The 14,733-nt window shown below is 54.3% G+C and carries 13 protein-coding genes; 1 reads left to right on the top strand and 12 read right to left on the bottom strand.

What is annotated here, in order from left to right; genetic code table 11:
• The first annotated feature begins 100 nt into the window (after positions 1-100).
• Positions 101-2,437, top strand: coding sequence for an ATP-binding protein (locus AABB29_RS17490; RefSeq protein WP_341365697.1), 2,337 nt, complete (start codon positions 101-103; stop codon positions 2,435-2,437).
• Positions 2,438-2,444: 7 nt separating this feature from the next.
• Here the strand turns inward: AABB29_RS17490 and AABB29_RS17485 are convergent, their stop codons facing one another.
• The 12 genes from AABB29_RS17485 to mbhE form a co-directional block, all read right to left on the bottom strand.
• Entirely contained in the window at positions 2,445-3,419 is a 975-nt protein-coding gene (locus AABB29_RS17485; RefSeq protein WP_341365698.1) for a glucokinase, read from the bottom strand.
• 8 nt (positions 3,420-3,427) lie between these two features.
• Positions 3,428-4,750: a GH1 family beta-glucosidase gene (locus AABB29_RS17480; RefSeq protein WP_373636654.1), complete on the bottom strand. Its 1,323-nt coding sequence runs from the start codon at positions 4,748-4,750 to the stop codon at positions 3,428-3,430.
• Between the two features lie 301 nt (positions 4,751-5,051).
• A complete protein-coding gene (locus AABB29_RS17475) occupies positions 5,052-5,684 on the bottom strand; it encodes a hypothetical protein (RefSeq protein WP_341365699.1) in 633 nt (210 codons plus the stop codon).
• Between the two features lie 82 nt (positions 5,685-5,766).
• A complete protein-coding gene (locus AABB29_RS17470) occupies positions 5,767-6,735 on the bottom strand; it encodes a hypothetical protein (protein ID WP_341365700.1) in 969 nt (322 codons plus the stop codon).
• Positions 6,722-8,734 carry a glycosyltransferase gene (locus AABB29_RS17465; RefSeq protein ID WP_373636653.1) on the bottom strand — a complete coding sequence of 671 codons (2,013 nt, stop codon included), beginning with the start codon at positions 8,732-8,734 and terminating at the stop codon, positions 6,722-6,724. Before AABB29_RS17465 ends, AABB29_RS17470 begins: the two co-directional genes overlap by 14 nt.
• A gap of 236 nt (positions 8,735-8,970) precedes the next feature.
• A complete protein-coding gene (gene mnhG, locus AABB29_RS17460) occupies positions 8,971-9,261 on the bottom strand; it encodes a monovalent cation/H(+) antiporter subunit G (protein WP_341365702.1) in 291 nt (96 codons plus the stop codon).
• Positions 9,254-9,556, bottom strand: coding sequence for a monovalent cation/H+ antiporter complex subunit F (locus AABB29_RS17455; protein ID WP_341365703.1), 303 nt, complete (start codon positions 9,554-9,556; stop codon positions 9,254-9,256). The genes mnhG and AABB29_RS17455 overlap by 8 nt, the downstream gene beginning before the upstream one ends.
• Positions 9,553-10,032 carry a Na+/H+ antiporter subunit E gene (locus AABB29_RS17450; RefSeq protein WP_341365704.1) on the bottom strand — a complete coding sequence of 160 codons (480 nt, stop codon included), beginning with the start codon at positions 10,030-10,032 and terminating at the stop codon, positions 9,553-9,555. Before AABB29_RS17450 ends, AABB29_RS17455 begins: the two co-directional genes overlap by 4 nt.
• The gene (locus AABB29_RS17445) at positions 10,029-11,522 is read right to left on the bottom strand and encodes a Na+/H+ antiporter subunit D (protein WP_373636652.1); all 1,494 of its coding nucleotides are present in this window, start codon (positions 11,520-11,522) and stop codon (positions 10,029-10,031) included. Before AABB29_RS17445 ends, AABB29_RS17450 begins: the two co-directional genes overlap by 4 nt.
• Positions 11,519-11,878, bottom strand: a complete 360-nt coding sequence (locus AABB29_RS17440) for a Na+/H+ antiporter subunit C (RefSeq protein ID WP_341365706.1) — start codon at positions 11,876-11,878, stop codon at positions 11,519-11,521. The genes AABB29_RS17445 and AABB29_RS17440 overlap by 4 nt, the downstream gene beginning before the upstream one ends.
• Positions 11,878-12,297, bottom strand: a complete 420-nt coding sequence (locus tag AABB29_RS17435) for a Na+/H+ antiporter subunit B (RefSeq protein WP_341365707.1) — start codon at positions 12,295-12,297, stop codon at positions 11,878-11,880. Before AABB29_RS17435 ends, AABB29_RS17440 begins: the two co-directional genes overlap by 1 nt.
• A complete protein-coding gene (gene mbhE, locus AABB29_RS17430; RefSeq protein ID WP_341365708.1) occupies positions 12,294-14,552 on the bottom strand; it encodes a hydrogen gas-evolving membrane-bound hydrogenase subunit E in 2,259 nt (752 codons plus the stop codon). Before mbhE ends, AABB29_RS17435 begins: the two co-directional genes overlap by 4 nt.
• Positions 14,553-14,733 lie beyond the last annotated feature (181 nt).

The raw sequence follows: 14,733 nt of genomic DNA, 5'->3' as shown, positions 1-14,733 counted from the left end.
AAAACAACTTATGCTTGCCGCAATCTTTGACTATAATCTGCTTAATCATTGGTTAATTCTTCTTTCGTAATCCGAATTATCAAAGTTAAGAGGTCAAGACGTGCCAACAGATCAGTCTGTTCCAACACCGGCGGCGATACGCCCGTTTCAACTGACTTTGATTTGGAAAATCTTTCTGACAGCAGGGCTTTGCTGCCTGATTGCAGTCTTCGTACCGTCGGTCTTTTTACGTTTCGCACTGGTCATATGTGCGGCCATTCTAGCGCTTTTAGGGGCGGCTGTCGCCGTGCGTCAAAGATTACTTGGTGGGCGGACAAAACGGCTTGATATGACCGCGCAGCAATTGCTGTCACATGATGTGGATAACGCGTTTCTGACCGACGACAATTGCAACATCACCTATGCAAACCCCGTTGCCATTGCCCGGTTTGGCGAATGCGCGGGGCAATCGCTTTGTGATATTTTGGCCGATATGCTGGCGAACCCAGAAGGGGTGTTACAGCGATTGGTGCGCCGCGTTGCCAATGGTGGTGCCAGCAAGGAAGACATTGTCACCCGTGCTGGGCATTTCCGGTTGAGCGTCTCGTCTATCGCACGCGATCGGATGCTGTGGCGCTTGGATGATCTGGGCGAGCTTGGCGGCGGGGCCGGGCGCAGTCCTGAACAAATTCCCTTACCGCTGCTCAATACAAGCGCAAACGGCACGATTGCGCATCTGAATGACGCAGCCCGTGCGCTGATTGGCAGCCGGCCCAAGACAGTGGGCGAAGTGATCGAGGATCTTCCTTTGCGTTCAGGGCAGGCGCATACATTAAGGCTGGCCAATGGCCGCACCCGCGCCATTGTCGTGGTCGTTGAGGCCAAGCATGGCGGGCGTGATGTATTCATTCTTCCCGATGCGGTGATTGACGCAGCCCCCCGCCAGCTTGAGGCGGAATGGGATGCGATTGAAGACTTGCCCGTACCGCTTTTGAAGATCGGGGCGAACGGGGATGTTTTGGCCTCGAACCGCGAAGCGCGTCAGCTGCTGCATTTGGACGATACGGACGGATCGCGCATGGCCGATATTCTGGATGGTTTAGGCCGTCCAATGAATGATTGGCTAAGCGAAGCTGCCGAAGGGCGCGGGGGCCATGCCTCGCAATTTCTGCGCGGACGGGGAAATAATCAGGACACATTTGTGCAGGTGACGTTGAATATCGCAGGCGGATCGGACGACCGGCATTTGATTGCGGTACTTAACGATGTCACAGAATTGAAGACGCTTGAGGCGCAATTTGTGCAAAGCCAAAAGATGCAGGCGATTGGTCAACTGGCCGGTGGCGTGGCGCATGATTTTAATAACTTGCTGACGGCGATTTCTGGGCATTGTGATCTTTTGCTTCTGCGCCATGATGAAGGCGATCAGAACTATGGTGACTTGATCCAGATCCACCAAAACGCAAATCGTGCAGCCAGCCTTGTTGGGCAACTTTTGGCGTTTTCGCGTAAGCAAAACCTGCAGCCCGAGGTCATTGATCTACGTGATACGTTGTCTGATCTGACCCATCTGTTGAACCGTCTGGTTGGTGAGAAAGTCACGTTGCGGCTGCATCACGATCCGGCACTTGCGCAAATCAAAGCCGATAAACGGCAGCTGGAACAGGTCCTGATGAACCTTGTCGTGAATGCGCGCGATGCGATGTCCGGTGCGGGGGAAATCAAAGTCACCACCGAGAATTTGACCCTGAAAAGCCAAATGGTCCGCGACCGGGCTGTTGTGCCGCCAGGGGATTATGTCGTGGTGAAGGTAATTGACGAAGGTCATGGCATTCCGCCCGACAAACTGACTAAGATCTTTGAGCCATTCTGGACAACCAAACGGACCAGCGAAGGCACCGGCCTTGGCCTTTCAACGGCTTACGGTATCGTCAAACAAACCGGTGGCTACATTTTTGTTGATAGTGATCCTGGCGTTGGTACCCAGTTTTCCCTTCTTTTCCCCAGCTATGATTTACCTGTCGCGAATGCCGTACCGATCAAGCCTGAAAGCCCGAAAATCGCCCCGGTGGCGGTCGATGGCGTTGTTTTGCTTGTCGAGGATGAGGCCCCGGTGCGCGCCTTTGCGTCACGGGCATTGCGCTTGCGGGGATACACCGTGCTTGAGGCCGATTGCGCGGAAGCTGCGCTGGATCTTTTGGAAGACCGCGATCTTCATGTGGATATCTTTGTCACCGATGTGATCATGCCGGGGCTGGATGGGCCAACTTGGGTCAGGCAGGCGTTGCTTGACCGGCCGGAGACGCGTGTGGTCTTTGTGTCCGGCTATGCCGAAGACGCGTTCAGCGACGCCGAAACACCGATACCGAACTCTGTCTTCTTGCCAAAACCTTTTTCACTCAATGCTTTAACCCAAACAGTGCATGCGCAGTTGCAAGAAGAGGCGTTGTCAGCCTGAGATGCTGTCAGCCGTCGGTCATCGCAGCAAGATGAGCGGCTGACCCGGTCAGCGCGGCGTAATCATCCTCTATCACATCAACCGAAAAATTGCTCATGAACCCGGCAAAGCGGCCCTTATCGCGGAAAGCGTCGCCAAAGCCGAACTCAATCAGATGCGGTGCCATGGCACGGGCCATCCCGCCGACCAGTGACACGCCGCCAAATGGCAGTTGGATCAATGACAGGTTGCCGCAAACAGTGCCAAGAATGCGGGTGAACAATCTGGCGGCGGCAACTGAGCGTTCATCGGATCCGTCATTGCATGCGGCGACAATATCTTGGCTGGACCGCTCGCGCGGATCGCCCGCTTCCTGGCCTAGAAATGCATATGCGCGTTCTAATCCGCGGCCAGATAGAACATCCTCAACCGCTGGGAACCCATGTGCGGTTGAGACAAATTGACAAAGGCGCAATTCCATCTCATTGCGGATAGGCAAGTTCGCATGACCGCATTCTGATGGCGGCACGACACGGCCTGCTGCAAGGTCAAATACTGGCGCGGCGTTAAAGCCGGTGCCAACGCCGACGACCAGACGGGCTGCGTTGGGGGCGGGCTCCGGGCCAGCCAGAATATTGCGGATATTGCCGGGATCAATATAGCCCAGTGCGTGACCCTGCGCCTGAAGATCGTTTAAAATAGCGACTTTTTCGGCCTTGGTTGCACGGTACAAAGTATCCTTATCGATAGTCCAATCGAGATTGGTCATCGTGGCAGTCCCATCATGAACAGGCCCTGCAACGGCAACACATGCAGCCATAGGATCAACCCCGCCCTGATCGGCGATATAGGTTTGCAAAACGGCCTCAAGACCATGAAAATCTGCGTTGCTGTAGCGTTTTATCGTGCCATCAACGATCTGCCGGCCATGGGCCAGCGCAACGCGTGTATTTGTACCGCCGATATCGGCGACAAGAGCATATGTATTGTCGGGATGTCCCATGGATTTCCTTAGCGCGCGATAGCCGTCTTTAACGCCTGATAGGATGCTTTTGGTGTGCGCTTCAAGGTATCGAAATCCACATGCACCATGCCGAACCGTTTTTCATAGCCGAAGGCCCATTCGTAATTGTCGAGCAGGGACCAATAGAAAAAGCCTTTCACATTCGCGCCATCCGCAATGGCGCGTTTTGCCGCCAAAACGTGGTCCGAAATGAATTTAAGCCTGACCGGATCATAGATCGAACCATTCTCGACCTTATCGTCCCAGGCCATGCCATTTTCGGTCACATATAGGGGCAGATCACCAACATAGTCACGCGAGAGCCGTGTCAGGAAACCGTAAAGCCCGTCAGGATAAATTTCCCACCCCATTTGGGTCTTTTCGCCCGGGCCTTCTTCTCCGTGAACATGTGGCCAGACGGTGCTTGCATCGGTTTTGACGGTGTGGCGGGTGTAGTAATTGACGCCCAGATAGTCGATGGGCTGGTTGATCAGCGCCATATCATCTTGCCAGGCCTCTGGCATGTGCGGCCCAAAGCCTTCGAGCGCTTCTTCGGGATAGGTTCCTTTGGTAATCGCCTCGATGAACCAACGGTTGAAAATGGCATCGGTGCGCCGCGCAGCAAGCGCCGCTGCAGGGCTTTCGTCGGCCGGGTCGGTATGATCGAAGTTCAAGACAATTCCGCAGTTTTTCATACCCTTATCGCGCAAGCGGGACAGGCCAATGCCGTGGGCCAACATGATGTGATGCATGGCGCGAGATGTGGCCCGAATGTCTTTTAGCCCCGGCGCGTGGTGCCCAAGAAAATGCGACAGATAGGCGATACACCAAGGTTCATTGATCGTCGATATCGCGGCGACCCGATCACCGATCCGGTCAGTGATCGCATCGGTGAAGTCGCCAAAATAGCCACATGTATCCCGGTTCATCCATCCGCCTTTATCGGCGAGCGCGGAAGGCAATTCCCAGTGATAGAGGGTCTGAAATGGTTTCAACCCGCGATCCAGAATGGCATCGACTAAGCGGTCATAAAAATCCAGCCCTTCGGGATTGATATGCCGCCCATCAGGCATGACGCGTGCCCAGGATGTCGAGAAACGGTAAGCGTCCAACCCGCCATCCTTCAGCAAATCGAGATCTTCTGCAAAGCGGTGGTAGTGGTCGCAAGCGACAGCGCCATCCTCGGCGCGGATGACATTCCCGGGTCCTGCGGCGAAGGTGTCCCAATGGGTCGGACCTGCGCCGCCGAATTTATGCCCCTCAATCTGATAGGCCGCCGTTGCGGCACCAAATAGAAATCCTTCGGGAAAGTCGCTGCGTTTGAAATCCATGTTATTCCTTCCGAAGGGCGAAGTTGGCACGTATCGCGCGCCGCAACCTGCTAGATTTTCTTGGGGTCTCATCCGGCAAGATGGCCCCAATGGCTATGTCGTCAGATGGCTCAAATGGCGCATTTCCCCACCGTAATCGTTTCAGTAAACGCCTAATTGGTGATTTCCAAGCGTTTTGTTGCTTAAGTTTGGATTACGATGCCAGAAAGTGTTAGCGCCAACACAGCTGTTGGCACCCGCAGGTTACTTACACTACCTTTTGGGCACATGCATTCACGCGAAAAACGACGTCGCTGCGTGCTTAACTGTGAACAGCGATCTTCTTTTGGACCGTTGCACGTCTTTTGCGGGGGCTCTTCTTTACTTTGTCAGAAACGGCATCTGCAAAAGACATATAGGGAAGATAAGGGCGCAAAAATGATCGCGCGCTGCAATTTATCAGTTGTCGGTTTTGGGACTCAAAGACCTTGGCAGCATTGACGATGTTCGAGAGCTGCACGCTGGTAAAAGCATCCTCAAGCTGCGGCGTCGTTTCAGCATAAAAACGCGGGTTTTCTTCAGGATAACGGAGATCACAGCCGAGCAAATACACATCCTTCGCACCAAGATGCCATGCCAATTGTAGGGCCAACATGGTTGTTGTGCACCCAAAGTAATAACCCCGCGACAGGTTCAATGAAAAGCCGTCACGCGTCAGGGGGGCAACATAGGTCGTCCGGGTTTCCAGTGTTTCGTCGTCGATGGGGCGCAAATCAGAGCGTACCACGCGGTGGGTATTGGGGGACAGGTCCGAAGTCGCCCAAGCGCGCTTTTCAGGCGCGCTGATAAAGCGTGCGTCAGACAGAACATAGTATTTGCTTCGAAAGCCAAATTTACTCTCTAAGAGGGTCGAAGCGTTCATACTGATGACAGTTTCGTCCTGTAACAGGCTCAAGTTTTCAGCATTGACCGACGGACCATTCGCCAAAACAAAAACCCGTTTTCCTTGTTCCCGATCACTCAGCGCCCCTGGGCGATTAGTTAACGCGTTGATAAGCCGCATCATATACCTCCACTAGCCGCAATGGGTCGCAATATCGTTTGAAATAATCGTAGCTTTCCTGCTGTCGTCGTGCGGTTTCTTCCCAATCATCCGCCAGTCTGAGCAACAACTCGGCAATGTTGCCATCATCGGCATAAAGAAACGGGGGCATCTCACCATCGCAAAACCCGCCGAAGGTTGCCTTGCAAAAGAAATCAGCGCGGTTGATCGCGATATTACCCGCGCACATCGCTTCGAGTGATATCTGGTGAAATGCGCCCGTCGCAATTTCGTCGATGCTGACATGACATCCGCGCCGTATTTCCATCAAGACTTCGGGGGCAACGGGTTGATCCGGTGAAATCAACTCAATCTTATTGATTTTTTTGAGTGCCTTAAGGGTCTCTTCTAATGCCGCCGAGTATTTCGCATTCCACCGGCCGGTACGGCTATGCGAGGGGCTGAACATCACCCGAAGCTTATCATCCGGTCCGCGTTTTTTGATGCTGGGAGGCGTCAAAATGAGATTAGGGACCGGCGTAAAATCGGGATACATGCGTCCTGCGTATTGCCCGACGACCAGCTTGGCGATCAAATCGAGCCCCTCGCATGCTTCGCTGCGATCTATATAAAGTGGCCCTTCGCGCAAAGGGGAATGGACCTGATAGACATAGTCCGCTGTTTGGTTCAGATCGCTGAGCCAGGCAAGCCGCTCTGCCGGAAGGCTGTTGTGAAGATGCACAATATCCGCGGCTTTGATCCGATCCTCGATATGTGGCTGGGTAAATGCATCGATGAGCACGGTTCTATCCAGAAACATCTTTCCCAATGGGCCGCCTTGCGGATAGGGGGCGAGGCCCACAGCGATCGCATCATGCCCGCGCATGCGCTGCGCAGACGCAAGTTTACCCGGTGCCCCGACCAGAGGTGTGGGTGTCACATGGACGATATTAAGTCCGGACATCGAACATCACTCCGTCATAGAGGCTATATGAAAGAAACTTTAGGCGGCTTTGGTTGTCATCCATCTGATCGCAAAGGCTTCGATACCGAAGATATACGCTTTCGGTCACGGCAAGATCCGTCAGAGCGTTGGAAAGCGCCTGGCATTGCGTCGCCATATTTCCGGCAGGAGGCTTATATCCTGGCTTTGTGTATATGATGCCCTGATGAAAGCGGTGATCGGTCGCGAGCAACGCGTCCCGATAAGTGCCTTGGAAGCCTATCATGGGCAATAAGAAGTCTGGCGATTTTGGAGCACCTTCTTGAACAGCACGTCGGATCGCCAATGAAAGATGCGGGCTGTCTTGTACGACAATTTTGCGCCGCCAGCCCAATGTTTGGGACATCGGGTGGGTCTTGCCCACGACAATCAGGACGTCGGTATGCCAAGGATCGGGCGGTAACGCATCTTGATGATCCAGTATGACGATCATTCGTTGTCGTGTTCCACATGCTCGTAGTGCCGAGACCAGAGCGGGTGGTGGGTTGAGCATGATCAGATGGTCGATGCCGGCGACGCGTTCTTTATTCACCCGATCGATCCGTTCGACAATATCGGTTACGCCTTGAGAGAGATCCGACTTAAACCGTCCAACCTGTAGCATGGGGGGGCGTACATGTCGGAAATCATCAAACGCGCTTAGCCCGTCAATGATGGCCTGCCCCGCATAGGGCTGGCTTTCCGGAAAAAGGAATGCGGTGATCAGACCAACAGTTTTTTCCGGTGGTTTTTGAAATTCGATCCGATTTGTTTCGCTTATATTTACGAACTCCTGAGGGGAAGTGCGTTTTGTGGTCGGTCTGATTGCTGGTGTCGGCTTTTTTTCCTGATCGGCGATCATGTTCGGCCTGATCTGTGATCCAGGCCGTGTGAATAGCTGCGCAATCCGGGCATCCTTGACGAAACGTATGGGGTCGCGTTGCAGTTTTCGAATTTTACGGCGCCATAATTTGTCGGGGTTTTGAGCGAGCAAGGCGTTCAACTCCTTCGGCTTTGAAATTATTTTTGGGATCTCTAGGGCGATTGTTTCGTTGAGGTTGACCGGCATGAAAGCACCCGATTGACCATCGAAGGTGGCCTGCGTGCCTTTCAAAAATAGGGTGTCCAAAGTCTCAGCAGCTGTTAGAGGCGCAGTGTTGACGGATTGGGCATCAACGGTTTTTTGAATGGCGGCGGCAAAGGCCTTTACCTGATACGGCTCAATAAGGGTCACCAACGGTGCAGCTGCGTATTCAGCAATTCCGAGGTGCTGCCATGACACGATCGGCGTACCAGCGGCCAACGCCTCGATCCCGACCATGGAAGCGGTTTCGTAAATGCTGGGTATGATCACCAGCCGTGCCGCGCGGTACGTGTCATATTTTGACCAAGTTGAAACGTCGATGAAGCGCAAATTGCGTGGTATACGGCCATAAGCATTCTGATCACGTTTCGGGCAGGCAACGGCGAAGGAAAGCTGCGGCAGCACCTTTGCAAATTCCAATACCCAAGGCGCGCCCTTCAAATGTTGGAACCGTCCTACGAACAAAACGTCGATAGGGTCAGCCGTATCCTGAGGTCGGCTTTGTTTTGTCCATGAGGGGGCAGGGTTCGGATAACAATTGATCTTGCTTGGTAGATCAAAAAGCAAACTGCTGGCGCAGCATGCGGATTTTGACGGCGCTGAAACGAACCCAGCGCGCGCGACTTCCTGCCGTTCCAGCGCGAGCGTTTCGTAACAGATGTCTGCCCCTTGTATATAGGCGCCAAGTTGTCGTGATAGATGCAAACGAATGTGGATCTGGGCCAATCCCGATGGAATATGCGCGGTGACCGCGTCGCTTTCTGGCGCTTCGAGACGGATTTCACGATGCCTGTCCTTCGCGTCTTTGACGGTGACAGCCAAACGATTGCGATATTGCGACAGTGTTTCGCCGGACATTCTAGAAACAATAGAAGTTCTTAGATTGGCCGCACCCAAGACACGCACGGCGTTATCGATATAGCTTGAAACACCGCTATCAGCGCGCGCGAACGGGTCCGCAAACATATAGAGGCGATCCGGGCTTTCGGTCATTGCGCGTCAAAGCTACCTTCTAGCAAGCTCTTTCCGCGTTAACCGTAGTTTTCAGAAGTTTCTCTATTCTTAATGGGTGCAGTTTATTCGTCGGTTTTGGGGTATTTCTTATGATTGGACGGAGCGCATCGTCGCTTCGGCTAGGTCTTTACATTGTCATCCACGCGCACTGCAGCCCGCCCGAGCATGTGTGCGCCGATGGGGGCGGTTAGCATCAGGAACAGGATGATGGCGATCACCCGCACTGTTACAGCAGTATCGCCAAAATAGATGGCGCATCCAATCAAGGCGAGGCTGCTGCCCAAAGTCCCCGCCTTAGTGGAGGCATGCATGCGCGTTAGAACGTCGGGCAGGCGCAACACACCTATTGCCGCGATAAGGGCGAAAAAGCCCCCTAAAAGCAAAAAGATCGCGACGAGCACCTCAACCATTGCTACGATCCTCTTGCTGAGCGTCCCGCTTTTCAGCGTAACGGGCGAGCGCAACTGTCGCTAAGAAACCGACCAGTGCCAGCACCAGTGCCACATCCAAAAGCGCCAATTCGCCGCTGCGGATCGCTGTCACGCCGCATACGGCAATTAAGGTCACGGTCATCATATCCAGCGCTACAACCCGGTCGGCCAGACCTGGACCACGCGCGAGCCGCACGAAGGCGATCGCCAGCGACAGCACCACCATGATCAAGGCGATATCAACGGCCATATCGAGAAATGTAGCTGGGGTCATGATTGGAACACCTCTTTTACCATCCGCTCCATCCCGGATTTCAGACTATCGATCACAGCCTGCGGGTCATCGGCGAACATTGCGTGGACAATCAACGTCTTGCGGTCAGGCGTGACATCAAGGCTAAGCGTGCCTGGGGTCAGTGAAATCAAGTTTGTCACCAGCAAAATCTCAATGTCCGATTCAACGTCGAGAGGCATTTCAAGGATCGCCGGATTGCTCAGATCCTGTGGTGTCAGCACGTCATAGGCGACCCGAACGCTGGAAATACAAAGATCATACAGGAAAAAGCCAATAAGCCGCACAACCCGCCACGCACGCAGGAAATAGCCACTCCGTTCGCCGAACATAGGCTGGGTCAGCCAAAGAATGGCGAAACCGATATGAAAACCGATGGCTAGCTGCGCGAGCGTGAGTGTGCCCCAAAGCGCCGCCCAGATCACCGCCAGCAATATGTTCAGCAAGAAAACGTTCATGGCGTCGTCCCCAGAACTGCTGTGATATAGGCGCTGGGGTCCAGCAATTGCGCCGCGCTTCGTTCGGCGAAGACGACGAATGGCTCTGGCATCAGGCCAATAACCACTGTGAGCAGGGAGAGTCCTGCAACCGGTAGCAGGAGCGCGCGGCGGTTTTGCAAAGTTCGCAATGCTGGATCACGCCCGTCTGGATGGGGTTTCCAAAAAGCCTCGGCCCAGATTTTTGTCATTGAATAGATCGTCATCAGCCCCACGGCGAGCGCGATAAAGGCGACTAACCACATCTCAAGGTCAAGCGTCGCCTTTACGATAATGTATTTCGCCCAGAAACCCGAAAGAGGCGGGAAACCGGCCAGTGAAAATGCAGGGATCAGGAACAGGACCGCTAACAGCGGGCTAGATTTGTAGAGACCGCCAATCTGGAAAACTTCGGTCGATCCTGTCAGGCGCTTTGCAATCCCGGCGATCAAGAACAGGTTAGCCTTCACAATGATATGGTGCACCAGATAGAAGACTGCGCCAACAATGGCGAGCGGCGTCATAAGAGCAAGGCCAAGGATCATATATCCAATTTGGCTAATGATATGAAATGATAGAATTTTCCGAAAGTCAGATTGGGCGGCCGCGCCCAGCACACCAGTCACCATTGTGAAGCAGGCCACCCATAAAAGGATCGTGTGCGTGTATCCGATATCATGGTCGAAGATCATCGTGAACATGCGGATCAGCGCATAGACCCCCACCTTGGTCAGCAGTCCGGCGAAAACGGCGGACACCGAAAAGCTAGGCGTGTGGTAGGCTGCAGGTAGCCAGAAAAACAGCGGAAAGACAGCCGCTTTCACGCCAAAGGCGACCATAAACATCATGGCCACGACGGTGAGCAACGCCTCATTTTCAACCTGATCAACCTTCACGGCCAGATCGGCAAAGTTCAAGGTTCCGGTCATTCCGTAAAGCAGGCCGATCCCGGTCAGGAACAGGATTGTCGAAATCAGGTTCAACGCAACATATTTTACGCCCCCGTCGATTTGCGCCTTATCGCCATTCAGGATCAACAGCCCAAACGAGGCGATGAGCATCACTTCAAACCAGACATAAAGGTTAAACAGATCGCCTGTAAGGAAAGCCCCCGTCACCCCCGCGAGCAGGATTTGGAAAAGCGCATGGTAGCCCAGCTTCGCGTGTCGTTCCTCAATATCGCCAAGCGCATAGATTGCCACAGCCAGCCCGGTTATCGCAGTGATCAAAACCATGACGGCAGAAAGCAGATCAGCGGCCAGTGTGATCCCAAATGGCGCAGCCCATTGACCCATCTGGCCGACAAGAACACCTTGCGCGAGCACGATTTGCATCAATGCAGCAGCAGCCAGCAATGCCGCGCTTGAACCGGCCACAGATACCCATTTTCCAGCGGCATGGCCGCGCATCAGGAATGCGACGATAGCCGTGGCAAACGGAATGATCAGCGGAAGGGTCAGATACCAGCTCATCCGATGTCTTTCGGTTCAGCGACGCGCATTTCATCCGTGTCGAGCGTGCCAAGGCTGCGATAGGCGCGCATCATCAGGATGAGCGCAAAAGCAAAAAGGCCAAAGCCAATGACAATTGCTGTCAGAACCAACGCTTGGGGCAGGGCGTTGGCCACTTCGCCAACAGGTGCATCCAGCCCGTCGGGGACCAGCGGCGGCGCCCCGGGTGTCAGGCGACCGGCAACAAAGATCGTCAGGTTCGCAGCGTTTGAAAGCAAGATCAGCCCAAACAGGAACCGCAGCAGATTACGGCCCATCATCAGATAGACAGATGCGGCCACCAAAACACCGATCAGAACGGAAAGAAGCTGTTCCATCAGTCGCTCTCTTCCAAGGCAAAAACGATTGATAACACGGCCCCTAGAACGACAAGGTAGACGCCGATATCAAAGACCAGAACTGTGGACAGGGGCAGGCCCTTTTCGGTCTCGGTTGCCCCGATGAACAGCCATTGTCCGGTAAAAAACGCGTCGCCCCAAAACGCGGCTATCACACCCGCCAGCAGCGCGATCCCAAGGCCCGCACCGGCGATACTGGCGGGATCAAACCGCAATGCCGCGCGGGCGTCTTTTGTCCCGCAAGAAATGGTGTAAACAACAAAGCCAGTCGCCGCGATCAGTCCGCCAATGAACCCGCCCCCCGGCGCATTGTGCCCGCGGAGCATCATGTAGGCCGAGAATATCAGCAGCAGCACCACTTGCAGCCGTGCAGCAGCCACCAGGATGACCGAATTCATGGCTGATCCTTTCCAGGGCTACTTTTGATCAACGCGTAAATGCTGATGGCGGCGACAAGAACAACGGCGATTTCCCCAAACGTATCGAGCGCGCGGAAATCGACAAGAATGACGTTTACAATGTTCTGCCCATAGGCCTTGGGCCAACTGGCCGTTTGGAAAAACTCGGTCAGCTCCAGATCGATTGGGCCAGCCGTGGCCATCAGCAAGATGGTCGTCGTGGTCACGCCAAGGCCAATTGCCAGAACAGCGTCGAAGGGGCGGCGGCGCAAAGGTTCGGCGCCCATTTTGGGAAGCCGCAACGCGGCTGCGGCAAAGAGAACAACGACAAGCGTCTCAACAAGCAGCTGCGTGATCGCCACGTCAGGTGCGCTGTAAAGGATAAAGATCATGGCCATACCGATCCCCACCACCCCGAGCCCTGCGATGGCGGTGATCCGTGATTGGGTCATGACCGTCAGTGCGGCGCCTAAAAGCACCAGCAGGAAAACCAACCAATCTGTCACCGATACGTCGGGCAGGTTCATGTCAGGGGCAAAGCTATCTTTGATGATCAAAGTGCCTGCTAGGGCTGCCAACGCCGTGCCGAAGGTCACAAACATGTAGCGGCGCAACACGCCTGTTTGCAGCAAGCGGGTCTGCCACTTTGCCCCCGCAAGAACGGCCGCCAGCAATTTATCCCAACCATTGTCAAAGCTGGGCCCGCGATCGGTCACTGTGATCAACCAGGCCCGTAGCACCAATTTGTAGCGATAGATCGCAAAGCCCAAGATGAATGTCGCCACGCTCAACGCGAGAGGCAAGTTCACGCCCGCCCATAGTTGCAGTGGCTTTGGCTCTTCGGCCGGTCCCAGAATGGACGCTACGGTCGGGTTAACAAGCGTATTGGCCAGCACATCAGGAAAAATCCCAAAAAGAGCCCCAAGCGCCGCTAATACCACCGGGCCGACAAGCATCGGCCAAGGGGCTTCGGTCACATTAGGAATTGGGGCGCCGGATTTGCTCCAAAATGGGCGGAACGATACGATACCTGCGATCGCGACCATTAACGCACTGGCGATCAGGACTGCGCCTGCAACAAAGATCGGCTCGGATGCTACGGCAATCGCGCCTGCATATTTCAATTCTTTGCCGATAAATCCCAGGAAAGGTGGAAAACCGGCCATCGAAAACGCGGCCACAGCCGCCGCGCCCGCGGTGACGGGCATGGCGCGGGCCATGCCAAACAGCTTGTTAGCCTCGCGCGTGCCTGTTTGATTGTCCAAAATTCCCACAACCAAAAACAGCGCGGCCTTATAAAGCGAATGCACGATCAGAAAGGTCGCAGCAGCTGTGATTGTGTAAGGGCTATCGTTGCTTAACAACAGGGTCAGCGCCCCAAGCGCCATCAACGTCGTGTAAGCCAGCGCCAACTTTAGATCGGTTTGCCGCAAGGCCATAACGGATGCAAAAACCATCGTCACGGCGCCGAAGATCGTCAATGTCCATAACCAAATCTCGGTGCCGCTGAGCGTCGGATGCAATCGCGCGAGCAGATAGATACCGGCCTTGACCATCGTTGCCGAGTGCAAATAAGCGCTGACCGGGGTCGGGGCGGCCATCGCGTTGGGCAGCCAGAAATGAAAAGGGATCTGTGCGGATTTGGTAAAGGTCGCAAGCAACACCAAGCCGAGTATCGGCAGATACAGCGCGCTATCCAGTACGACCCCTGGCATTGCGCGGATTTCTGAAAGTTCAAAAGTACCCGCCGCATTGCCGATCAGGACAATCCCTGCAAGCAGCGCTAAACCTCCAGTGCCGGTGACCAGCAAGGCCTGCAAGGCCGACCGCCTTGATTTTGGTGCCGCATGACCAAAACCAATCAAAAGATAAGAGGTGATCGTGGTTAGTTCCCAAAAGACAAACAACCCCAAAAGGTTGTCTGACAAAACGACACCCAGCATGGCGATCATAAAGCTGGTCAGAAACAGCGAAAACCGCGCCTGATGATGATGCCCACCCAGATAGCGGGCCGAATAGAGCATCACCAAAGCACCGATCCCCGAGATGAGCAGCGCAAAGGTGAGGGAAAGGCCATCAACCAGAAAACTGATATTGACCCCCAGACTTGGCACCCAAGACCAAACGAAACGCAGGCTGTCCCCAGCGGCAATCGATGGCACCATCTGGACAAAAAAGACAAAAAGCCCCCCTGCCACAATCACGGGCAGGAGGCCTGCAAGCGTTATCCAGCGCGGGGCTGTCGTTTCAGTCACTTAAATGTCCCGACCGCAATTCGATTACTTATCACCGTTCAGATAGGGCCGAGCCTGGTGAAAACAACTGCAAACGGTCTTGGCCCGCGCGATTTTTCGAAAACCGCATTTATCCCAGCGCAATCGGCCAGACGAACATGAGCTTTTGAGTATAGAATGTTCTTCTATAACAGAAAAAAGC

The sequence above is a fragment of the Yoonia sp. BS5-3 genome, from assembly GCF_038069655.2.
GTDB lineage: Bacteria > Pseudomonadota > Alphaproteobacteria > Rhodobacterales > Rhodobacteraceae > Yoonia > Yoonia phaeophyticola.
Note: the sequence above shows the minus strand (reverse complement) of the source record. Positions and strands in the feature narration are given on the sequence as shown.